This is a genomic window from Curvibacter sp. GW821-FHT01G03 (genome assembly GCF_059422285.1).
This window is the reverse complement of sequence record NZ_JBWKWP010000019.1, coordinates 26,016-47,418: the sequence shown is the minus strand read 5'-3', so window position 1 is coordinate 47,418 and position 21,403 is coordinate 26,016. Positions and strand designations below refer to the sequence as shown.

Here is a 21,403-nt window from a genome sequence, read left to right as displayed (position 1 = left end):
GCCGCCGCCTCAGCCCAGGGCCAGCACCCGCTGCACCCGCGCCAGCATGTCGTCCGGATCGAAGGGTTTGGTGGCGTAGTCGTCCGCCCCGGCCTCCAGGCCGCGCAAGCGATCGGCCTCCTGCCCCTTGGCCGTCAGCATCAGGATGTAGACCCCGGCCAGCGCCGGGTTGGCACGCACCTGCTGGCACACCTCGTAGCCACTGAGCTCGGGCATCATCACATCCAGCAGCACCAGGCGCGGCCGGTGCGCCTCGATCAAGTCCAGCGCCTCGCGCCCATTGCACGCGCTCAACAGGCCGATCCCCTGGTCCTCCAGATCGACCAGGCTCTCCTCCAGCAGCATGCGGATATGGGGCTCGTCATCCACAATCAATACGGTGGTTTCCATCGTGTTCCTTGTTCAATTCACGGCCTCGTGGCCAGGCCATTCCATCCCGACCCGAAACCAGAAACGGCTGCCCTGGCCCGGCACACTGTCCACGCCCAGTTCGCCCCCCATGCGCTCCACCAGGTACTTGCAGACGGTCAGGCCCAGGCCCACGCCTTCGTGGCGACGCCCGCGCTCGCCATCGCCCTGCTCGAAGCTGGCGAAAATGCGCGCCATGTGTTCGGCCGGAATGCCCTCGCCCTGATCCTGGACGCTGAACACCAGCCGGGGGGCACCGGCCGCGCGGTCTTGCAGGGCGGCCTCCACCGTGATCAGCCCCTGACTGGAGAACTTGACGGCATTGCCCAGCAGGTGGCGCAGCACCTGACGCAGGCGATTGACTTCCCCGAGGGCCCCCGCCTCCAGCTCCGGATCGATCCGGGTTTGCAACTGCAGGCCCTTGGCCTGTGCCGCCGGCCGCTCGGCCGCCACGACCGCCTGCAGCAGGTCAACCACGCTGAAGGCACTGAGTCGCCGCGGCCCGTCGTCGTCGCCACGCGATATTTCCAGGATGTCATTGAGCATGCCGTGCAAATGACGGCCTGAGCTCTGGATACTGTGCGCGAACGCCAAGGTCTCAGGGTCCTGCAAGCGCAGCGCCAGCAGGTCCGAAAACCCCAGGATCGCGTTCATCGGGGTGCGCAGTTCGTGGCCCATGTTGCGCAAGAAGGCGTTCTTCGATCGGTTGGCGCTCTCGGCCCGGTCCAGGGCCCCACGCAGTTGGTCGGTCAGCAGCGCGTTCTCCAGCACCACGGCGCCATGGGCCGCCAGGGTGACCAGCAGTTTGAGGTGGTTGGCCTGAAACACCACCGCCTGGCGGCTGCCCACCAGCAAGGCGCCCAGTTCTGCGCGCGGGGTGACCATGGGGGCCACCATCAGACTCCCCTCGCCCAGGGCCGCGGGCAAGGCTTCGCCCGCGTTCACGATGTCGGCCTGGCGCATGGCACAGGCGCGCTGCGCCACCTCGCCGCCCCAGGGCGCGGCCGTGGGCGTGTGCAGGCCTTGCTCGGGGCCCAGGCCCTGCGCCAGCAGGTTGGCATCGGTGCTCAGCAGCAAGACCTCCAGCGGCAGGCCCGGGATCAGGCGCGCAGCCTCGTGGCGCAGCGCCTGCAACACCTCGCGAGCCGGCATGTGGTGGTTGATCACCTCGTGCACCCGGAACAGCAGATTGATCTCGCGGTACTTGGCCAGCGCCTCCTCCACCAGCAGCCGGCGCTCTTCCTCCTGCATCAGCAAACCATTCATGGCCGCGGCGAGCGCGGGCGCATGCAAAGGGGCCGCCAGCCACAAGCGCTCGGGCAGCAGGCTGTCCAGCGGCACCCGTGGCCAGGCGCAGGCCGGCTCAGCCTGGCCGATCTGTCCTGCAATGGCTTCGCCCTGCTCATCCATCACGCACCAGGCGCTGTCCAGTGCCTGGGCCACACGGCCCAGCGCCTGGCCCAGCGCCGGCCGGTTCAGGGCGCGGCGGGTGGCGCGGGCGATCATGCGTCAGGCAGGGCCGGCACAGAACCGGTCACCACCAGGTACACCCGCTCGCCCTCCCGCGCCGCCTGCATCGACGAGGCCACATGCAGGGGGTCTTCAGAGGACGAGAACACCACCATCATCTCCGGCAAGGCCGCCGCCCGCTCACCGCGCTGCACCTCGGGGCCCAACACCTCCACCTGGTAACCCTTGGCCCGCAGCATCTGGGTCACGGCCACCACGGGTGCTTCGCCATCGTCCACCAGCAACATGCGCTTGGTGGATTCGCGCCGTCGCAGCAGACCATCGATTTCGGGCAGCAGCACTTCCATGTTGATGGGCTTGGACAAGTAGCTGTCCGCCCCCACCGCACGGCCACGGGCGCGGTCATCCACGATGCTGAGGATGATGATGGGGATCTTGTTGGCCTCAGGCATGGAGCGCAACACCGCGGCCACCTCGAAGCCGCTCATGCCGGGCATCATCACGTCGAGCAGAATCAGATCGGGCGGCGCCTGCTTCACCTGCCGAATGGCCTGCAGGCCATCGGCGGCCTCGTGCACCCCGTAGCCCACGGCCTCCAGCTCCAGCCTCAGCAAGGCACGGATGTTGGTCTCATCGTCCACCACCAAAATGGTGCGCGGGCCCTCGCTCAGGGCAGCCAGGGCGCTGGCCGGCGGGGCGTCGGGTGCCTGCGCCGCGCCCCCAGCCAAGGCCTCATCGGGCAGGGGCAGCGCAAAGTAGAAGGTGCTGCCCAGGCCGATCTGGCTTTCCACCCAGATCTCGCCCCGGTGGTGTTCGATCACCTGCTTGCTGATGGCCAGGCCCAGCCCGGTGCCTCGTGGTTTGTCGGTCAGGGTATTGCCCACCTGGCGGAAGCGCTCGAACAACTGCTGTTGATCAAAATCGCTGATGCCGCAGCCCTGATCGGCCACCGCCACCGTGAGGCGCCCGCCCTCCAGGCGCGCCCAGCAACGCACCTCGCCGTGTTCAGTGAACTTGGCGGCATTGGACAGCAGGTTGATGATCACCTGCAGCAGGCGATCCGGATCGCCGCGCAGCAGCGGCAAGGGGCGGGCCACCTCCAGTTGCAGGGGCAGCGCCCGCGGCTGGTAGAGGGCGGCCGTGGCATCCACCGCCCGTTGCAACAAGGCGCCCATGTCCACGGGTTCATCACGCCATTCGATCTTGCCCGCTTCGATCTTGGTCAGGTCAAGCACGTCGTTGATCAGATTGGTCAGACGCTCGCCCTCGGACACGATGATGTCGAGCTGCGACTGGATCTTCTCGACCACCGAGATCACCTTGCTGTCCTCGGGGTTCAGCGCCGGCAGCACGCTGCGCTGGAACTGCTTGCGGATCACCTTGGCAAAGCCCAGCACCGAGGTGAGCGGGGTGCGCAGTTCGTGCGACACATTGGCGATGAAATCGGTCTTCATGCGCGACACCTCCACCTCATGGGTGATGTCACGGAAGGTGATGACCAGACCTTGCGGCCCCGGCTGGGCCAGGCCGCTGTCCTGGCCCAACACGGTGGCAACCACCCGTGCAACCCGGCTGTCCAACACCGCCACCTCGGCCGTCAGGGAGGCACTGGCGCGCGGCGTGTCCAAGGCCCGCCCCACAAAATCGGCCACTTCGTCGCCAAACAGGGCGCTCACGGGCTGGCCCGCCACGGGTGAGCCGCTCTCATCGTCCAGGCCATACAAGGCCAGCAGGGCCGGGTTCACCTGGGTGATGCGGCCCTGGCCGTCGGTCACCAGCAGGCCATCGCCCATGTTGTCGAGCACCGCGGTCACCTTGCGCAGCATGGCCTGCATGGCCTCCGCACGCTGACGGGCCATCGAGATGCGGGCCGAGGCCACCAGAAAGGCCAGGCCGCCGAGCAGCAGCAGCACGGTCAACAAGCCCACCACCGTGGCCAGGGCGGTCGGGTCGGTGAACCCGGAGACACCCGAGGCCCCCGCCGGGCCGGGCAGAAAATACGCACCCGCCATGGCGGTGTAATGCATGGCCGAGATGGCCAGGCCAAGCACCGCCCCGCCGGCCAAGGAGCCCAGGAAAGGGTGCCGCCCCAGACGCGTGCCCAGCAACCGCTGGCGCAGCCACAGCGCCCCGATGGCCAGCAACACCGCCGCCACGATCGACAGCATGAACAGCCCGCTGTCATAGCGCAGCACCCCGTCCAGGCGCATCGCGGCCATGCCCAGGTAGTGCATCAGGCCCACGCCTGCCCCCATCACGCTGCCCGCCAGCCATAAAGTGGCCGGGCCCGCACGGTCGCGTGCGGCAACCTGCAGCGCCACGGCCGCAGCCGCCACCCCCGGCAGCACCGACAGTGCCGTCAACCAGGGCTCATACTGAATACCGCAGGCCAGGCGCAGGGCCGTCATGCCGATGAAATGCATGGCCCAGGTGCCCAGGCCCAGCATCAGCGCCCCCAGGGCGATCCACCGAGGGCGGTGGGTCTTCTGGTTGGCCATCTCCAGCGCGCAGCAGGCCGCAAAGACTGCCAGCAGCACCGAGACCAGCACCTGGGTGGGCTGGAAGTGCATGTCGTAGGCCCGCAGCACCTCGTCAGGTGAGGTGATGAAGCTCAGGGGCAAGACGGTAGACAGGTTCATGAGACGCCTTCGGTGTGAAGCTGTACAGGAGAGGTCTGGCCGTGGCCGCCAACGCGCGGGCCGTCTTCAGACGGCACAGCCTTTGGATCCAGCGGCAACTGCAGGACAAAGCAAGCACCGCCCTGCTCGCGGTTGTGCGCCGTCAGCTGGCCCGCATGCCGGTGCACGATGCCCCAACTGATCGACAGGCCCAGGCCCATGCCTTGCCCCACTGCCTGGGTGGTGAAAAAGGGGTCGAAGATGCGGCCCAGGTGCTCGGCCGCGATGCCGGGCCCGGTGTCCTCAAAACGCAGTTCGACACGCGCCTCGTCCAGCCGGCGTGTGGCAATGCGGATGCAGCCAGGCCCCCGCAAGGCCTGCACGGCATTGGTCAGCAGGTTCATAAACACCTGATTCAGCTGTGGGGCGATGCAATGGACCAGCGGCAGCTCGGATGCGGGTTCCAGCTGCACCTCGCAGCCCGGCGGAAACTGGCCGGCCATCAGGCGCAGGGTGGCCTGCAGGCCTTCGTGCAGGTCGGCCCAGGCCCAGTCCTCGCGACCGAAGCGCGAGAAGTTCTTCAGGTCGGCGACGATGCGGCTCACCCGGTCAAGCCCGTCGCGGCTTTCGTCCAGCATCAGCGCCAGATCCTCGCGCAGGTAGGGCAAATCCTTGTCTTGGCACAGGCGCAGGTAGTCGGCCCGGGCCGGGCTCGCCGCGGCCTGCTGGCACACCGCATCACCGGCCTGCAACAGGGCCAGCACATCGCCGACATAGCCCTTGAGCGTGCCCAGGTTGGAACGCACAAAGCTGATCGGGTTGTTGATTTCGTGCGCCACACCGGCCGCAAACTGCCCCAGCGAGGCCATTTTTTCGGACTGCAGCAACTGCAGCTGCGCCTGCTCCAGGCGCTGGTTGAGTTCACGCTGGCGGGCCAGGGCTTCGGACAGGCTTTGCGTGCGCTGCTGCACGGCGGCCTCCAGGCTGTCGTTGCGCAACTGCAGTTCGTCGCGGCCCTGCTTGAGCTCCAGCTGGGTGCGCACCCGGGCCATCAGGATGGGCGAGCGAAAGGGCTTGGTCAGGTAGTCGACCGCCCCCAGCGTCAGGCCCACCCGCTCGTCGTTCTCGTCGGTCATGGCGGTCACGAAGATGACCGGGATCTCACAGGTTGCCGGGTCGGAGCGCAGGCGCCGCAACACCTCGTAGCCATCCATGTCGGGCATCATGATGTCGAGCAGGATCAGGTCGGGCCGCGGGCTGGCGGCAGCCAGTGTCAGCGCCAGGGCGCCGGAATCGGCCTCCAGCACCTGGTAGGCCGGGCTCAGCAGGCCACGCAGCAGGATCAGGTTGACGCGCTGGTCGTCCACCAGCAGAACCACCGGGGCAGCAGGTCGCGTCGCAGGCTCACAGGTGCTCGAGGTCATCAGGGTCTCCGTGGGCTGGCAGCCCAGGGCCAGCGGATGCACAGGGTCAATTGCAGCCCCCCAACCAGTCTGGCGGGACGGCCTCAAAGGACCAAATGAACACGTTCATCAAAGAACGCATTTCACAGAGCGTGTTTATACCTCACAAACCCTTTTTTGCCACATTTAAACGGCATAAATAATTTCAGAAAATCATTTATGCAATTTTAAAATCTGCAAAACCTGGGTCAAGCTACGTGCGTTTGACCCGACGCTGTGCAGCCCCGGGCTTGCCTTTGGCCTTGGGCGGCTGGGGCTTCTGGCCGGCGGCGTCCAGCCACAGCAAGGCATCGACGTGCGTCACAAAGCGGCGCAGGTAGTCGGGCGACAGGCCCCGCATCAGGTCCAGCGAGCGCAGCAACAGCGCGTGCGAATTGAGCGGGCCGGCGTTCTCTGGCTTGCGACCCAAGGCTTCCGTGACGCGGGTCTCGGCGCGCAGGCGCGACCAACCCTCGCGAAACCGGGTCACGCTCTTCATCTCGGGTCGGCCGGCCGGGCTGCGCACGGGCGCCGACACCGCCTCCTCGCCCTCGGCCAAGGGGGCCGGCGCACTGGCCTCACGCAGCAGGCGGTTCAGCTCGGCCAGCACCGCGGCCGGTGCGGGGCGGGTCAAGGCCGGGTCGCCGGGCGCCGGACGGGGCTCGTTCACAGCCCGGGCCAGGGCCTGCTCAAAGCGGTCCAGCGCCTCACCCAGGCGCCGCTGCAAGCGGGCCCGCAAGGGCCCATAGTGCGCCTGCGCCTGCGCCTGGCGGGCCAGGCTTTCCAGATAGGCCAACCCGATGGGGTCGGCCTGCCCCGCCCCGGCCTCGTGCAAGGCCTGCAAGCGGGCCAGGGCCCGAGCCAGTTCGTCTGCGTCGGCCAGGGCGGGCTCCATCGCTGGGGGCACAAGCGACATCATGGACGTGGGTCGCGGCCGTCAGTCACGGCCGCCGGGGCCGGGGCCGATTTGGGCACAGGCGCCATCTCGACACGCCGGTTCAGCACCCGGCCGGCCTCGTTGGCGTTCGAGGCCACGGGCTGCTCGGCCCCGAAAGCGGCGGCAAAGGTCTGCGACGAGGGCATGCCCTCGTCCACCAGCGCCCGGGTCACGGTCAAGGCCCGCTGGGCCGACAGCTCCAGGTTGTCGGCAAAGCGTCGGTTGCCTTCCTGGATCGGGCGGTCATCGGTGAAACCACTGACCATCAGCATCTCGTCACGCTCGGCCAGGTACACCTTGAGGGGCTGCACCAGGCTTTTGAGCAAGGCCCGGCCTTCGGGCCGCAACTGGTCTGAGTTGAACGGAAACAGCACGCTGCCGCTGATGCCGATGCGCCCGTTGTTCAGCGTCACCCGCCCTGCCGCCAGCGGGCCCGCCAGCGCCTTTTCCAGGCTGATGCGACGCCGTTCCTCGACCTGGCGTTTCTGCACCTCGACCTGAAGGTGGTCCACCAGGTCCATCTGCACCACCAGCACGCCCAGCAGCACCAGCACAAAGGCCCCCAGCAGGCCGGTCATCAGGTCGCCGAACACGGCCCACACCGGAGCGGTCTGCTCCAGGCCCTCGTCCATCTCCTCCAGCTGGCTCATCAGGCGCTCCCGGCCGCCGTGGCCTGGGCCTGCAGGCGGCGCAGGTCATCCACGATGCCGCGCTGCGCGCTGATGCTCAGGTCGATCACCTCGCGGGCCTGGGCCACGTAGTAGGCCAGTTGCTCGTCGCTGCGCGCCATCGACTGGGTGATGGCGGTCTCGACCCGTTGCAGGCCCTCGGCCAGCTTTTCATTGCTGCTGCTGAACAACTGCACCCCTTGATGGAAGGCCTCGCCCAGGCTGGACAGCTCGATGGCGCCGCCGCGCAGGTGCACGGCCAGGTCCTCGGCACGCACGGCATGGCTGCTCAGGGTCTCGGTGAACTGGGTGCCAGCCTGGCCCAAGGTGCCCAGCGCCTGGCCCAGCAGGGCCTGCACGCTGTCGCGCTGCTCGGCCGAGGCCTGCTCCAGGCTCAGCAGCAGTTGGTTCAGGCGCTCCATCAGGCCGCTGCGTTCTTGCAAGGCGGCCTGGTCACGCAGGTCCAGCGCGCCCATTTGTTCGCGCACCTGGGCCAGCAGCGCGGTGGCGGCCTGCGGCACCTCGGCGGCACTTTGCATCAGGCGCGCCATCGGCGCCTCCAGGGTCTGGCCCAGGGTGGCCAACTGGCTGGCCAGTGCCGCCTGCAGATCGCCCAGGCGCTGCACGGCAGCGTCGCCGCGGCGCGCTTCATCGTCGCGCAAGGCGCCCAGCTCCTGGCGCCACAAAGCGGCCAGCTGGTCCATGCGTTCGCCCTGTTGCTGCAACCAGCGCTCCTCGGCGGTGCTGCGGGCCTGGGTCAATTCGTCCTGGCGGGCCACCAGGGCGGCCATGTCGGCCAGGGTGCGACGCGCCTGCTCGGCACTGCGCTCGCCCAACTCGCCCGCCGTCTTCTCCAAGGTCTGGCACAGCTGCTGCTGACCGGCCAGGGCCTGCTGGCCCACGCGCTGCCACTCGACCTGCAAGGTGCCGGCCATGCTGCCCAGGGCCTGTGACCAATCGGCCAGGCGCTGTCGGTCTGCCGCCTCCTGTGCGGCCTGTGAGCGGATCTCGGCCTCGGAACGGGCCTGGGCCAAGGCATCCAGGCGGCTGAGCAGCTGGCGGGTCTCGGCCAGGGTCTGCCGCGCCTGCTCGGCGCTGTGCTCGCTGATGGTGGCCGCCGTCTGCTCCAGGGTCTGACTCAGGGCCTGCTGCTGGGCCAGGGCCTGCTCGCCCACACGCTGCCATTCGCCCTGCAGGCTTTGGGCTACCGAACCCAGGGCCTGGCCCCAGGCTTCCAGGCGCTGGCGGTCGGCGGCGACTTGCTCGGCCTGGGCCTGGGCCTCGGCATCGAGCCGCGCCTGGGCCAGTTGTTCGAAGCGGGCCACCAGTTGGTCCAGGTCGGCCCGGGTGCGGGCCGCCTGCTCGGCGCTGCGCTCGCCGATGGCGACGGCCGTCTGCTCCAGTGTTCGGCTCAGGGTTTGCTGCTGCGCCAGGGCCTGCTCGCCCACACGCTGCCACTCGCCCTGCAGGCTTTGCGCCACCGAGCCCAGGGCCTGGCCCCAGGCTTCCAGGCGCTGGCGGTCGGCCGCCACTTGCTCGGCCTGGGCCTGGGCCTCGGCATCGAGCCGGGCCTGGGCCAGTTGCTCGAAGCGGGTCACCAGTTGGTCCAGGTCGGCCCGGGTGCGGGCCGCTTGCTCGGCGCTGCGCTCGCCGATGGCGGCGGCCGTCTGCTCCAGCGTGCGGCTCAGGGTTTGCTGCTGCGCCAGGGCCTGCTCGCCCACACGCTGCCACTCGCCCTGCAGGCTTTGCGCCACCGAGCCCAGGGCCTGGCCCCAGGCTTCCAGGCGCTGGCGGTCAGCCGCCACTTGCTCGGCCTGGGCCTGGGCCTCGGCATCGAGCCGCGCCTGGGCCAGTTGTTCGAAGCGGGCCACCACCTGGTCCAGGTCACTTCGGACGCGGCTGGCCTGTTGGGCGTTGCGCTCATCCAGGGTGGCGGCCGTGGTCTCCAGTGCGGTGCAGACCGCCTGCTGCTGAGCCAGTTGCTGGGCCCCCAGTTGCCGCCATTCGGCCTGCAAGGCCTGGGTCATGCCCCCCAACCCCTGCGTCCAGGCCTGCAGGCGCTGCTGGTCGGCCTGGGCCTGTTCGGTGCGTGACTGGCGCAGCGCGTCGTGCACGCCCTCCACCAGGTGCAAGGAGCGCTGCTCGAAGCCAGTCGTGAAGGCGCTCAGGCTCTGGTCCAGGCCCTGCATCAACTGGGCCCCGGTCTGCGCCTGCTCTTGCAAGGCCTGCTGCCAGTGGGCGGCCACCTGGCCCACGGTGGCACTGAATTGAGCCGACAGGCCCTCGGCCTGGCTTTGCGCCACCTCACCCAGACGCTGGTGCAGTTGCCCAGCCTGCTGTGCGATGTCAGCCATGGCGGCCTGCACCACCGGCTGGATGCTTTCGCCCGCGGCCCGGGCCCCGGCGCTCAGGCTGTCCTGCAACGAACGGCCCACGGCCGTGGCCAGGTCGGTGTAGGCCACGCCGGCCTGTTGATGGAACTGGTCCTGGCGGGCCAGCAATTGTTCGTTCAGGCGTTCGCTGCGCTGCTCCAGCTGTTCCATCAAGGTCTGCAGGCGTTCGGCCACCACCGGCAAGGCTTGTGACTGACCTTGCAAGGCCTTGTAGGTCTGTTCGCGCTGGTGGCTGAGCGAGAAGGGCCGCAGCACACCGGCCACGCGGCTGTCCAGCAGGCGCGAGACCTGCAGCCGTTCGCGCCGGCTCAGGGCCGACAGCAACCCCAGCACGGCCGATGCGGCCACGCCGGCCACCGAGGTGCCAAACGACAGGCCCAGGCCCTTGATGGGCGCAGCCAGCGCGCTGCGGATGGCCTGCAGATCGGTCGACCCCTCCAGGGCAAACACGGCGCCCTTGAAGGTGATCACCATGCCCAGAAAGGTGCCCAGCATGCCCAGCATCACCAGCAAACCCACCAGGTAGGGGGTGAGCGCCAGGCCCGGCAAGGCGGCCCGCTCGCCCTCGACCCGCAGGCGCACGGGGTGGCGCAGCGCCGATGGCAGCTGTTGCAGCCAGGTGGCCAACTCGGCCGGTGGCTGGCTCAAGCCCTCCAGCGCCTCTTGCAAAGCCTGCGTCGCCGCCCTGAAACGGCGGACCTCGAAGGCGCCCAACAGGTACACCCCGGCAATCACGCCGGTCATCAACAAGGCCACCCAGCTCGACCCGACAAAACCCCAGGCCACCCAGCCCACGCTCAGCAGCCCCGTGGCAAAGGCCAACGCAAAAACAAACCTGTTCATTGAATTCTTTTCTCGATCTCGTTGCCGAAAGCTTCCATCAACCCCACCACCGGCTGCAGCCGGACCTCCAACTCGGCCACCAGGGCCTCCTGCCACTCGCGGCTGAAGCCATGCAGCCAGCCGCCTGGCCGCCAGTCAGCGCCCGGTGCAGCCGCTGCCTCTGGCGCTTGGGCCGCCCGGGCGGCCTCGTGGGCCTGGCGCAGCTGCTCGAAGCGCCGCTCCAACAGCGGACTGACCCGACCCAGCAGTTGCTGCCGCCGGGCGTCAATCATCTTGTCCATCGCAGCGTCCAGGGCGGCCAACTGCTGCAGGCGCGGCGTAGCCGCCCCCAGCACCTGGCGCACATGGCCACGCAGGGACGCGATTTTCGTCTCCATCTGGCGCTGCTGATCGAGGTAACGCTGCTGAAATGCGGCATAAGTCCCCTCCCCGCCCGGCAATTCGGTCTGGTCGACGTACTTGCTCATGCCCGCAGGCAGGCGCATGCCGGGCAGCGAGGCCGGCCCCTGCCCGGCCGCAGCCGAGGCCACGGCGGCCGCATTCACATCGGCCAGGCCACGCAGCAGGCTGCCGCGCACGCGCTCCAGCAGCTTTTTCAGGGCGGCCAACTGGGCCTCGGTGGGCGGTGTCGCCGGCGCCGCCCCGTCGGCCAGGGCCTGGAGCTGCTGCTGCACACCGCGCAGGGTGATGGCGTCGAACGCACTGAGCCACTGGCTCAGACGCTCGGCGAAATCGCGCTCTGCCCCCCCGGAAACAGGCCCTGGCACACCGGCGCGCTCGGCCAGCAGGCGGACCAGCGCAGAGCTGGTGAAATTCGTTTGCAACTGAAAAAATCTCGTCTTCTGATAAAAGCCCGCGCGCGGCAAGCCGCCCCGCAGCACAGCCCGCATGCCCCCCGAACACAGCCCCGGACCGGGGTGCCAAAGGGTGAGATTGTCTTACAGACTGCGCCCTACCCTGTCGAGCAGGGTCCGGGCAGGTCAGCAGCGAGGTTCAGGCAGCCGCCAGACGGAAGCGGTCCACCGCCTCGGCCAGGTGACTGGCCTCATGTTGCAAGGCCTGGGCCGCGGCTGTGCTGTCCTGCACCCGGCGGGTGTTTTCGCGGGTCACCGCGTCGAGCTGACCGATGGCACCATTGACGCTCTCAATGCCCTGGCTTTGCGAGGCCGTCGAGTCGCTGATCTGGCGGATGGCCTCGGACACCTGGGCCACGCCAGCCACGATCTCGCGCATGGTCTGGCCGGCATCGGTGACCAGCCGGGAGCCAGCCTCGACCCGCTCCACACTGCCGCCGATCAGGGTCTTGATCTCGCGCGCGGCGGCGGCCGAGCGCTGGGCCAGGGTGCGCACCTCGCCAGCCACCACCGCAAATCCGCGCCCGTCCTCACCGGCACGGGCTGCCTCGACGGCGGCGTTCAAGGCCAGGATGTTGGTCTGGAAGGCAATGCCGTCGATCACGCCCACAATGTCGGCGATGCGGCGGCTGGCCTGCGAGATCTGATCCATGGTGCTGACCACCTCGCCCACCACCGCACCGCCCCGACCGGCCACCTCAGAGGTCTGTTCGGCCAGGTGCCGGGCCGTGACCGCGGCATTGGCCGCCTGCTGCATGCCCTGATGGATCTCGCCCATCGCATCGGCCGTGGTCTTGAGCTCATCGGCGGCCTGTTCGCTGCGCTGGTGCAGGTCCTGGTTGCCGCTGGCGATCTCACGGGTGGCGGTGGCCATCTGGCCCACCGAATGCTGGATGTCGCGCAAGGTGCCCCCCAGGCGCTGACGCATGCGCTCCAGGGCGCGCACCAGGTCACCGAGTTCATCCCGGCGTTGCGACTGCACCGACTGCCCCAGATCGCCCGCGGCGATCGCCTCGGCGGTGCGCAGGCCCGCTTCGATGTCGCGCGCGATCCGGCGGCTGATGCGCAGGCTCAAGCCCAGGCCCAGCGCCACGGCCACGGCAGCACCGGCCAGAGCCAACCACAGCACGTCGCGACGTTGGGTTTCATAGGCCTTGGCCTGATCGGCCGTGGCCTGGGCCACCTGGGCGCTGTAGGCCTGCAGCGATTTCAGCTGCGCTTCGACCAAGGGTTTGAGTTCGCGGTTCACGCCCAGCACGGCCCGGGCGAGTTCGCCCGCCGCCTTGGTCTGCTGCAGCTTGGCAATGGCCGCCGCGACCTGGGTGCCCTGCTGCTGCACCTGGGCCATGGCTTGCTTTTCGGCCTCGCTGGCCTGGGCCCGGCCCAGCTGGGCGCTGAGCTCGGCAATGGCGGTCGAGCCGGCCTGAACCCGCTGGTCCAGCACGCCCTGGGACACCGGGTTGGTGTTCATCACGGACGACAGTGCGGCATCGTTGGTGATGCGGATCTCGGCCTGCCAGCGCAGTACCAGTTGATGGCGCTCGGCCAGCGCCTGCTGGGCCTGCAAGGCCTCGCCGTCGATCCAGGTCACGGCCGTCAGGGCCAGGCCCCCGACGGTCATGCATCCCAGAACCAGCGCCCCCATGAGGCCAGACAGGGTGTGGGCGAGCTTGTGGCCCGAGGAGGCGGAGGCAGTGTGGTTCATGACAGGGGTACAGGACAGGGTGCGAACAATGGCGCGGCCAGGACCGAAGGCCCCAGGGGGGCCATGTTAGTTTCTAAATGTAACCACTTGACCCAAGATCCTGGTCTCGGGCGCCATCAAACTGATGAAGATCAAGAATTCATGACTCAGCCTGCCGCCCCTTTGGCATGGCGCTGGCTGTTGCAATGGCCGTGGCTGATGGCGAGGTTCTCCAGGTGGCTGTTGCCCCCCTCGCTCAAGGGCTGGATGTGCTCCAGCGTGGCCTCGGCATGGGGCACATGCTGGCCGCACACCCAGCACGGCACCTGGCCGTGCAGCTGGCGGGCCACAGTTTTGTAGATTTTTTCGCGGGTCAGACCCAGTTTGCTCATGTCAGGTTCCAGCAGTGGCCCCGGCGTGTGCCGGGCCGCCGGATCATACGGAAAGCGCCGGCATCAGCTGTCGTCACGCAGCCACACCACGCCCCCAGAATGGGTGACCGCGCCCTGGTGCGCTGGGCGCACGGTGGCGGCGTACTTCTCCAGCACGCCGCCCAGCGGCGGGCGCTGGTGGCGGGCTGCAGCAGCGGCACGCCGGGCCAGTTCGGCCTCGCTCAAGTCCACGCTGATGCTGCGCGCCTCGGGCCGGGCGTCGATGCGCACGATGTCGCCGTCCTGCAGCAACCCGATCGGGCCCCCGGCCACGGCCTCGGGCCCGGCATAGCCGATGCACAGGCCGCGGGTGGCGCCTGAAAAGCGACCGTCGGTCAACAAGGCCACCTTGTCGCCCACCCCCTGCCCGTACAGCAAGGCGGTGATGCCCAGCATCTCGCGCATGCCAGGGCTGCCCCGGGGGCCTTCGTTGCGGATCACGATCACATCGCCCACCTGGTAGCGCAGGCCCTGCACGGCGGCCTGGGCCTCTTCCTCGCTCTCGAACACCCGAGCGGGGCCGGTGTGCACCAGGGTTTTGAGGCCGGCCGTCTTGAGCAGGGCCCCATCGGGGCACAGATTGCCCTTGAGCACGGCCACGCCACCGTCGCGGCTCAGGGCCTGGTCGATGGGCCGCACCACGCGCCCATCGGGGGCGCCCGCCGTGGCCAGTTCTTCGGCCAGGGTGCGCCCGGTGTAGGTCAGGGCCTGGCCATGCAGGTAGCCGCCCGCCAGCAACTCGCGCAGGATCACCCCGGCCCCTCCGATGTAGTGCACATCGCGCGCCAGGTAACGGCCACCGGGGCGCAGGTCGGCGATCAGCGGGGTGCGGGCGAAGACCTCGGCCACGTCGTCGAGGTGAAAGCGGATGCCGGCCTCGTGTGCGATGGCCGGGATGTGCAGGGCCGCATTCGTCGAGCCCCCCGTGGCCGACACCACGGCGCAGGCGTTCTCCAGCGCCTCACGCGTGATCACCTCGCGCGGCAGGGGCCCGCCGCCGGTCAAAGAGGCCTGCACCGCGGCCATCAACTGGCGTGCCGTGCGCCGCATCAAGGGCGCGCGCTCGCTGAACACGGCGGGCACCATGCTGGAGCCGATGGGCGCCAGGCCCAGGGCCTCGCTGACCATGCCCATGGTGTTGGCCGTGAACTGGCCGGCACAAGCCCCGGCCGTGGGCAGGCAGGCGTGGCTGACCTGGGCCAGTTCCTCGGTGCTGGCCTGGCCGGCCAACACCTGGCCGATGGTCTCGTAGGTATCGACCACATTGAGGTCGCGCCCGTCGGGCCCGGGCATCTGCCCCGGCAACGCCGAGCCGCCATGCACGAACACGCCGGGCACGTTGCAGCGCACGATGCCCATCATCAGACCCGGCAGGTTCTTGTCGCAGGCCCCGATGGCAAAGATGCCGTCCCATTGGTGGCCGCGCACCGAGGCCTCGACGCTGTCGGCAATCAGCTCGCGCGAGACCAGCGAAAAGCGCATGCCCGAGTGGGCCATGGTCAGGCCGTCGCTCACCGACACCACCGGGCATTCGTGCGGTGTGCCGCCCGCGGCGTAGATGCCGGTCTTGGCGTGTTGGGCCTGCTCGCGCAGGTTGAGGTTGCAGGGGCTCATTTCACCGCCGGTGTGAAACACACCGATGTGGGGCCGGGCGATGTCCTCATCGTCCTGCCCCAGGGCGTACAGAAAGCTGCGCGTGGTGGCGCGGATGGTGCCTTCGACCAGGGTGGCCGAACGGTAGCGGGGCGGCTTGGCCGCAGAGGAATCGTCACTCATGGGGTACAGGTCTCCTGGCCCCGTTCTGAGGGCGGCGCCCTGCGGGGTGAGGGGCACTTTAGCACCCCATTCGCCAGCCTGCAGGGCGCTCACCGCGCCCGTCTTGCCGGATCCAGGTCAGGCCGCGCGGCGTCGGTCCGCGTGCGGTGCCGCCTGGATCAGGCTGCGGGTGTACGGGTGTTGCGGTCGCTCCCAGATCTCGCGGTGGTGGCCGGCCTCGACGATGCGGCCCTGGTTCATCACCATCACCCGGTCGGCGATGTGGCGCACCACCGACAGGTCGTGCGAGATGAACAGGTAGGACAGGCCGAAATCCTGCTTGAGATCGACCAGCAGGTTCAGGATCTGCGCCTGGATGGACACGTCGAGCGCCGACACCGGCTCGTCGAGCACCACCAGGGCGGGCCGCACCACCAGCGCCCGGGCTATGCCGATGCGCTGGCGCTGGCCGCCCGAGAATTCATTGGGGTAGCGGCTGGCGGCCGAGGCGGGCAGGCCCACACGCTCCAGGATCTCACCGATGCGGCGGCGGCGCTCATCGCGTGAGGCCACGTCATGCACCTTGAGCACCGTGTCCAGGATGTCCTGCACGCTGCGCCGGGGGTTGAGCGAGGCATAGGGGTCCTGGAACACCATCTGGATGCGGCGCCGCCAGGGTTTGAGCGCACGCTCAGGCAGCCCGGCGATGTCGGTGCCGTCGAGCACGATGCGGCCCTCGGCCGGGTCGAGCAGGCGCAGCAGGGTCTTGGACAGGGTGGACTTGCCGCAGCCCGACTCGCCCACCAGGCCCAGCGTCTCGCCGGCCCGCAGTTCGAACGACACCCCATCCACCGCATGCACCAGGGCCCCGTCGCGCCCCCGGTAGGCGGTGCGCAGGTCCTGCACCTGCAGCAGGGGCTGGCCGGTGGGCAGCACGGCGGGCTGCGGGGCCCGGCGCGCCGGCTGCACCAGCTCGAAGCGGCGCTGGCCCGTGGCCGGGTCGATGGCGGTGTTGATCTCGGGCAGGCGGCGTTCGCTGCTGTGCGGCACCTGGCCGGCGTGCAGCGAGGCCCCCAGCAGGCCGCGGGTGTAGGCGTGGCGGGGCTGGGCAAACAGGGTGGCCGTGTCAGCCTCTTCGACTTTTTCGCCACCGAACATCACGGCCACGCGATCGGCCCATTGCGAGACCACGCCCAGGTCGTGGGTGATCAGCAGCAAGGCCATGTCGAGTTCACGGCGCAGGCCGTCCAGCAGCTCCAGGATCTGGGCCTGGATGGTGACATCGAGCGCGGTGGTCGGCTCATCGGCCACCAGCAGGCGCGGGCGGCAGGCCACGGCCATGGCGATCATCACGCGCTGGCGCTGCCCGCCCGACAGCTTGTGCGGGTGGTCATCGATGCGTCGCTGCGGCTCGGGGATGCGCACCAGGTCCAGCAGTTCGATGGCACGGCGCCGGGCCGCCAGGGCCGACAGGCCTTCATGCAGGCGCAGGGTCTCGGCGATCTGGGCCCCGATGGTGTGCACGGGGTTGAGCGAGGTCATGGGCTCCTGGAAGATCATCGAGATCTCGCGCCCGCGCAGGGCCCGCAGCTCGGGCGGGCGCAGTTGCAGGATGTCGCGCCCCTCGAACAGCAGCCGGCCTGTCACCTCGGCCCCGGGGGCCAGCAGGCGCAGCAGCGACAGGGCCGTGGTCGATTTTCCGCAACCCGACTCGCCCACCAGGGCCAGGGTTTCGCCGCGCTGCAGGCTGAGGTTCAGATGGCTGACGGCATGGACCCAACCCTGGGAGCCGCGAAACGCGATGCTCAGGTCCTGGATGTCGAGCAGGGGAGCCTGGGCCTGGGCGGCCTGCTGGGATGCAATGGAGAGGGTCATGGTGAGCACGCGGTGAGGTTCAGTGTCAACGGCCACGCAGGCGCGGGTTGAAGGCGTCGTTCAGGCCGTCGCCCAGCAGGTTCAGGGCCAGCACGGTCAACACAATGGCCGCGCCGGGCAAGGCGGTCAGAAACCAGGCGGTGCGCAGCAGCTCGCGCCCCTCGCCGATCATGCTGCCCCACGAGACGGCATTCGGGTCGCCCATGCCGAGAAAGGACAAGGCCGACTCGATCAGGATGGCACTGGCCACCAGCACCGAGGTGGTGACGATCACCGGCGGCAAGGCGTTGGGCAGCATCTCTTGCGCCATGATGCGCAGGTGGCTGAAACCCTGGCTGCGCGCCGCCAGCACAAACTCGGCCTCGCGCAGGGTGCGGAACTCGGCCCGCACCAGACGCGCAATCACGGGCCATGAAGCCAGGCCGATGGCCAGCACGATCACACCCACCGAGGGGCGACCGATGGCCACCACCACGATCACCAGCAAAAAGGTGGGCACGGTCTGCACCAGCTCGGTCAGGCGCACCAGCACGTCATCCACCACACCGCCCAGGTAACCCGCCGTAGCGCCCACCGCGATGCCGATGGCCAGGCTGAGCACGGCCGCCACCACGCCCACCGCCAGCGACACGCGGGCGCCATGGGCCATCCCGGCCAGCACATCGCGGCCCAGTGAGTCGCTGCCCAGCGGGTAGGCCGCGTCCAGCCCCGGCCACAGCAGGGGCTGGGCCACCATGTCGAGCGGGTCGCCCGGGAACAGCCAGGGCGCCAGCAGCGCCAGGGCGGTCATGCCCAGCAGGATCACCGCCCCCAGCACGGCCGCCGGGTTGCGCAGCAAGGTCTTCAGGGCCACGAAGCGACGGGGGCCGGGTTCTGGTACGAGCAGAGCGGGCGCAGGCTGCAGGGCCACGCCAGGCACGTGGGCGGCCACGCCGGTGCTGGCAGAAAGAGGAACAGACGACACGTTGGCGTTCTCCGAGTGACAGATTCAAGAGGTGAGGTTCCGCGGGCGCGCCTCAGCGCAAACCGATGCGCGGGTCCAGCGCGGCATGCAGCAGATCGACCAGCAGATTGGCCAGGATCACCAGCAGCGAAGACATCAGCAAAATGCCCAGCAGCACGGTGTAGTCACGCGCCATCACCGACTCGAAGGCCAGCCGTCCCAGCCCGGGCCAGCTGAACACGGTCTCGACCACCACGGCACCGCCCAGCAAGGTGCCGAAGTGCATGCCGGCCACGGTGGTGACGGGGATCAGCGCGTTGCGCAGCACATGGCGCAGCGTGACCGCCCAGGGGTGCAGGCCCTTGGCGATGGCCGTGCGCACAAAGTCCTGCTGGCTGACCTCGAGCATGGCGGCCCGGGTCAGGCGCGAGAAGATCGCCACATAGAAGCCCGCCATGGCCAGGGCCGGCAGCACCAGATGGCGCAGGGTGTCGAGCACCCGGTCCAGCCCGCTCAAGCCGGCGCCGATGCTGCCGCTGCCGCCGGTGGGCAACCAGCCCAGCTTGACCGAGAACAGCACGATGGCCATCAGCCCCAGCCAGAAGCCCGGGGTGGAATACAGAAGCAGGGCCAGCACCGACAGCACCCGGTCGGGCCAGCGCCCGACCTGGCTGGCCATCACGGTGCCCAGCGCAATGCCCAGGGCCAGGGCCAGGCTGAGGGCCGCCACCATCAACAACAAGGTGTTGCCCAGGCGCGCGCCGATCAGCTCGGTCACCGGCAGGTTGTAGCGCGGTGAGGTGCCCAGGCTGAAGTGCGCCAGGTGGCTGAGGTAGTTGGCCAGTTGGTGCAGCACCGGCAGGTCCAGCCCGAAATGGTGGCGCAGCTGCGCCATGGTCTCGGCCGTGGCCGAGCCCGATTCAGCGGCCACCACGTCGGCGGCATCGCCCGGCACCAGTTGCATCAAAAAGAAGTTGAGCACCACCACGCCCAGCACGGTCGGCAGGGCCTGCCAGGCCGTGCGGCGCAGGGTCCGCCCGATGGCGCGCCAACGCTCAGCGCTCAGGCTCATGGCACGCTCCGGTGGGTGGCCTGAAAGGCATGAAACAACATGAGAGGGGCCTTGGAAGGTCTGAAAGTGGGCGATGCTAGCCAGCCCCTCCCCCGTGGCCAACGAACAAATCGTTCTATGCATGCACGTTTCATGAATGCGCGCCCCAAGGCCCGCCCCCCAACGCCACCCCACACCCAGGCAGCAGAAAAGTAGTTAGCAAGCGACCAAAGATTCGTTGTCAGGGGGGCGGCCGGGCCGGACCATGCGCAGGTCCAAGACTTTTGCAACCCGAGAACACGCGCATGTCCGCAAGCACCCTGCCCTTCTTCCCAACCGCCTTGAACCGCCGCCGGGTCCTGGCCCTGTCCACGGCCGGCCTGCTGGCCCTGAGCGGCCCGGCCGCCCTGGCCCAGGCCAAGCCGGGTGGCACCCTCAACTGGGCGATCAGCCCGGTGCCCGCGTCCATCGTGCCCCTGACCACCACGGCCGGCGGCAACACCGAGATCGGCCCCAAGATCGTGGAAGGCCTGCTCACCTACGACGAAGAGCTGCGCCCCAAACCCCTGCTGGCCACGGCCTGGACCGTCAGCAAGGATGGCCTGCAGTACAGGTTCGAGCTGCGCCGAGGCGTGAAATGGCACGACGGCAAGGATTTCACCGCCGCCGACGTGGCCTTCTCGATCAACACCTTGAAACAGGTACACCCACGCGGCCGCGCCACCTTTGCCAACGTGACCGAGGTGCGCACGCCGGATGCCCACACCGCGGTGATCGTGCTCAGCAAGCCCTCGCCCTTTCTGCTGACCGCCCTGGCCGCGGCCGAATCGCCCATCGTGCCCAAGCACCTGTACGAAGGCGGCGACGTGGCCACCAGCAAATACAACAGCGCCCCCGTGGGCACCGGGCCTTTTGTGTTCAAGGAGTGGGTGCAAGGCAGCCACATCATCCTGGAGCGCAACCCCCACTACTGGGACAAGCCCAAGCCTTACCTGGACCGCGTGGTGGTGCGCTTTGTCACCGATTCGGCCGCACGCGCCGCCGCGCTGGAGTCCGGCAGCCTGGACCTGGGCGCCGGCGGGGGCGGCATTCCGATCACCGACGTGGAGCGCTTCAAGAAGCTGCCCAACGTGAATGTGGAATCGCGCAACTGGGCCTATGTGGGCGACCACCAGCAGATCTACTTCAACCTGGACACCCCGGCGCTGCAGAAGATCGAGGTGCGCCGCGCCCTGGCCCAGGCCCTCGACCTGAATGCCTTCAACCGCACCGTCTGGCTGGGCCTGGGCAAGTTGTCGGCCTCGCCCATCGGCACCTTGCAAAGCCGCTACCACGACAAGAGCATCCAGCCCTACCCCTTCAACCCCAAGCAGGCCGAGGCTGATCTGGACACCGTCGGCTACAAGCGCGACGCCCAAGGCACGCGCCTGAAGCTGCGCCTGCTGTTCAACCCCTTTGTCGACCGCCGGGCGGTTGACTTTGTGCGCCAGTCACTGGGCCGCATCGGCGTGGACGCCAACATCGAGGCCTACGACTTTGCCACCTACGTGACCAAAGCCTACACCGACCGCGCTTTTGACGTCACCTTCGAATCGCTGACCAACATCTTCGACCCCTCGGTGGGCGTGCAGCGCATCTTCTGGTCCAAGAACTTCAAGGTCGGCCTGCCGTTCTCGAACGCACCGCACTACGTCAACCCCGAGGTGGACCGCCTGCTGGAGGCCGCCGCTGTCGAGGTGGACGAGGCCAAGCGGCGCGACCTGTTCGTGGCCTTCCAGCAGCAGGTGCACAAGGACATCCCGTCGATCGAGGTGGGTGCCAACCCGAACGTGACCGTGAGCAGCAAGCGCGTTCACCAATACGCGCCCACCGGCGAGGGCATCCGCGGCAGCTTCTCCGAGCTGTACCTGGCGCCCTGATGCCAAGGCGGCCCTGGGCCGCCCTTGTCCACCCTTGCCCGCGTTCCAAACAAACATCCACACCACGCAGTAGCTTCACCCCTTTCCCTCATTTTTCAAACACAAGGAAAAA

At 68.7% G+C, this 21,403-nt stretch carries 15 protein-coding genes; 1 reads left to right on the top strand and 14 read right to left on the bottom strand.

The window, feature by feature from the left end:
- Positions 1-9 precede the first annotated feature (9 nt).
- From AC07VS_RS23535 to AC07VS_RS23470, 14 genes are all read right to left on the bottom strand, one after another.
- Positions 10-390 carry a response regulator transcription factor gene (locus tag AC07VS_RS23535; RefSeq protein ID WP_492345411.1) on the bottom strand — a complete coding sequence of 127 codons (381 nt, stop codon included), beginning with the start codon at positions 388-390 and terminating at the stop codon, positions 10-12.
- Between the two features lie 12 nt (positions 391-402).
- A complete protein-coding gene (locus AC07VS_RS23530; RefSeq protein ID WP_494752171.1) occupies positions 403-1,914 on the bottom strand; it encodes a sensor histidine kinase in 1,512 nt (503 codons plus the stop codon).
- Positions 1,911-4,517, bottom strand: a complete 2,607-nt coding sequence (locus AC07VS_RS23525; RefSeq protein WP_494752170.1) for an MHYT domain-containing protein — start codon at positions 4,515-4,517, stop codon at positions 1,911-1,913. Before AC07VS_RS23525 ends, AC07VS_RS23530 begins: the two co-directional genes overlap by 4 nt.
- Positions 4,514-5,920, bottom strand: coding sequence for a sensor histidine kinase (locus tag AC07VS_RS23520; RefSeq protein WP_494752169.1), 1,407 nt, complete (start codon positions 5,918-5,920; stop codon positions 4,514-4,516). Before AC07VS_RS23520 ends, AC07VS_RS23525 begins: the two co-directional genes overlap by 4 nt.
- 232 nt (positions 5,921-6,152) lie before the next feature.
- Positions 6,153-6,857, bottom strand: coding sequence for a DUF2894 domain-containing protein (locus tag AC07VS_RS23515; RefSeq protein WP_494752168.1), 705 nt, complete (start codon positions 6,855-6,857; stop codon positions 6,153-6,155).
- Positions 6,854-7,525 (bottom strand): OmpA family protein, encoded by a 672-nt coding sequence (locus AC07VS_RS23510; RefSeq protein ID WP_492345406.1) that lies wholly within the window; start codon positions 7,523-7,525, stop codon positions 6,854-6,856. Before AC07VS_RS23510 ends, AC07VS_RS23515 begins: the two co-directional genes overlap by 4 nt.
- On the bottom strand, positions 7,525-10,779 hold the full coding sequence (locus tag AC07VS_RS23505) for a DUF802 domain-containing protein (protein WP_494752167.1): 3,255 nt from the start codon (positions 10,777-10,779) through the stop codon (positions 7,525-7,527). The genes AC07VS_RS23510 and AC07VS_RS23505 overlap by 1 nt, the downstream gene beginning before the upstream one ends.
- On the bottom strand, positions 10,776-11,603 hold the full coding sequence (locus AC07VS_RS23500) for a DUF3348 family protein (protein WP_492345404.1): 828 nt from the start codon (positions 11,601-11,603) through the stop codon (positions 10,776-10,778). The genes AC07VS_RS23505 and AC07VS_RS23500 overlap by 4 nt, the downstream gene beginning before the upstream one ends.
- 169 nt (positions 11,604-11,772) lie before the next feature.
- On the bottom strand, positions 11,773-13,338 hold the full coding sequence (locus AC07VS_RS23495; protein WP_494752166.1) for a methyl-accepting chemotaxis protein: 1,566 nt from the start codon (positions 13,336-13,338) through the stop codon (positions 11,773-11,775).
- Positions 13,339-13,484: 146 nt separating this feature from the next.
- The gene (locus tag AC07VS_RS23490; protein WP_492345402.1) at positions 13,485-13,709 is read right to left on the bottom strand and encodes an HNH endonuclease; all 225 of its coding nucleotides are present in this window, start codon (positions 13,707-13,709) and stop codon (positions 13,485-13,487) included.
- Positions 13,710-13,772: 63 nt separating this feature from the next.
- Complete coding sequence (gene ilvD, locus AC07VS_RS23485; protein WP_494752165.1) at positions 13,773-15,524, bottom strand: dihydroxy-acid dehydratase; 1,752 nt, start codon at positions 15,522-15,524, stop codon at positions 13,773-13,775.
- 117 nt (positions 15,525-15,641) lie between these two features.
- A complete protein-coding gene (locus tag AC07VS_RS23480) occupies positions 15,642-17,378 on the bottom strand; it encodes an ABC transporter ATP-binding protein (protein WP_494752164.1) in 1,737 nt (578 codons plus the stop codon).
- 25 nt (positions 17,379-17,403) lie between these two features.
- Positions 17,404-18,264: an ABC transporter permease gene (locus tag AC07VS_RS23475; protein ID WP_494752209.1), complete on the bottom strand. Its 861-nt coding sequence runs from the start codon at positions 18,262-18,264 to the stop codon at positions 17,404-17,406.
- A gap of 130 nt (positions 18,265-18,394) precedes the next feature.
- A complete protein-coding gene (locus tag AC07VS_RS23470; RefSeq protein ID WP_494752163.1) occupies positions 18,395-19,393 on the bottom strand; it encodes an ABC transporter permease in 999 nt (332 codons plus the stop codon).
- Positions 19,394-19,677: 284 nt separating this feature from the next.
- On the opposite strand from AC07VS_RS23470, the gene AC07VS_RS23465 reads away from it, so the two are divergent.
- Positions 19,678-21,291: an ABC transporter substrate-binding protein gene (locus AC07VS_RS23465; RefSeq protein WP_494752162.1), complete on the top strand. Its 1,614-nt coding sequence runs from the start codon at positions 19,678-19,680 to the stop codon at positions 21,289-21,291.
- Positions 21,292-21,403 lie beyond the last annotated feature (112 nt).

What these genes read in the sequence shown, in the direction of transcription:
- AC07VS_RS23515 (WP_494752168.1), bottom strand. Translation starts at nt 6,857, where the DNA reads ATGATGTCGCTTGTGCCCCCAGCGATGGAGCCCGCCCTGGCCGACGCA.
- AC07VS_RS23495 (WP_494752166.1), bottom strand. Translation starts at nt 13,338, where the DNA reads ATGAACCACACTGCCTCCGCCTCCTCGGGCCACAAGCTCGCCCACACC.
- AC07VS_RS23535 (WP_492345411.1), bottom strand. Translation starts at nt 390, where the DNA reads ATGGAAACCACCGTATTGATTGTGGATGACGAGCCCCATATCCGCATG.
- AC07VS_RS23480 (WP_494752164.1), bottom strand. Translation starts at nt 17,378, where the DNA reads ATGACCCTCTCCATTGCATCCCAGCAGGCCGCCCAGGCCCAGGCTCCC.
- AC07VS_RS23510 (WP_492345406.1), bottom strand. Translation starts at nt 7,525, where the DNA reads ATGAGCCAGCTGGAGGAGATGGACGAGGGCCTGGAGCAGACCGCTCCG.
- AC07VS_RS23465 (WP_494752162.1), top strand. Translation starts at nt 19,678, where the DNA reads ATGTCCGCAAGCACCCTGCCCTTCTTCCCAACCGCCTTGAACCGCCGC.
- AC07VS_RS23490 (WP_492345402.1), bottom strand. Translation starts at nt 13,709, where the DNA reads ATGAGCAAACTGGGTCTGACCCGCGAAAAAATCTACAAAACTGTGGCC.
- AC07VS_RS23525 (WP_494752170.1), bottom strand. Translation starts at nt 4,517, where the DNA reads ATGAACCTGTCTACCGTCTTGCCCCTGAGCTTCATCACCTCACCTGAC.
- ilvD (WP_494752165.1), bottom strand. Translation starts at nt 15,524, where the DNA reads ATGAGTGACGATTCCTCTGCGGCCAAGCCGCCCCGCTACCGTTCGGCC.
- AC07VS_RS23530 (WP_494752171.1), bottom strand. Translation starts at nt 1,914, where the DNA reads ATGATCGCCCGCGCCACCCGCCGCGCCCTGAACCGGCCGGCGCTGGGC.
- AC07VS_RS23505 (WP_494752167.1), bottom strand. Translation starts at nt 10,779, where the DNA reads ATGAACAGGTTTGTTTTTGCGTTGGCCTTTGCCACGGGGCTGCTGAGC.
- AC07VS_RS23470 (WP_494752163.1), bottom strand. Translation starts at nt 19,393, where the DNA reads ATGAGCCTGAGCGCTGAGCGTTGGCGCGCCATCGGGCGGACCCTGCGC.
- AC07VS_RS23520 (WP_494752169.1), bottom strand. Translation starts at nt 5,920, where the DNA reads ATGACCTCGAGCACCTGTGAGCCTGCGACGCGACCTGCTGCCCCGGTG.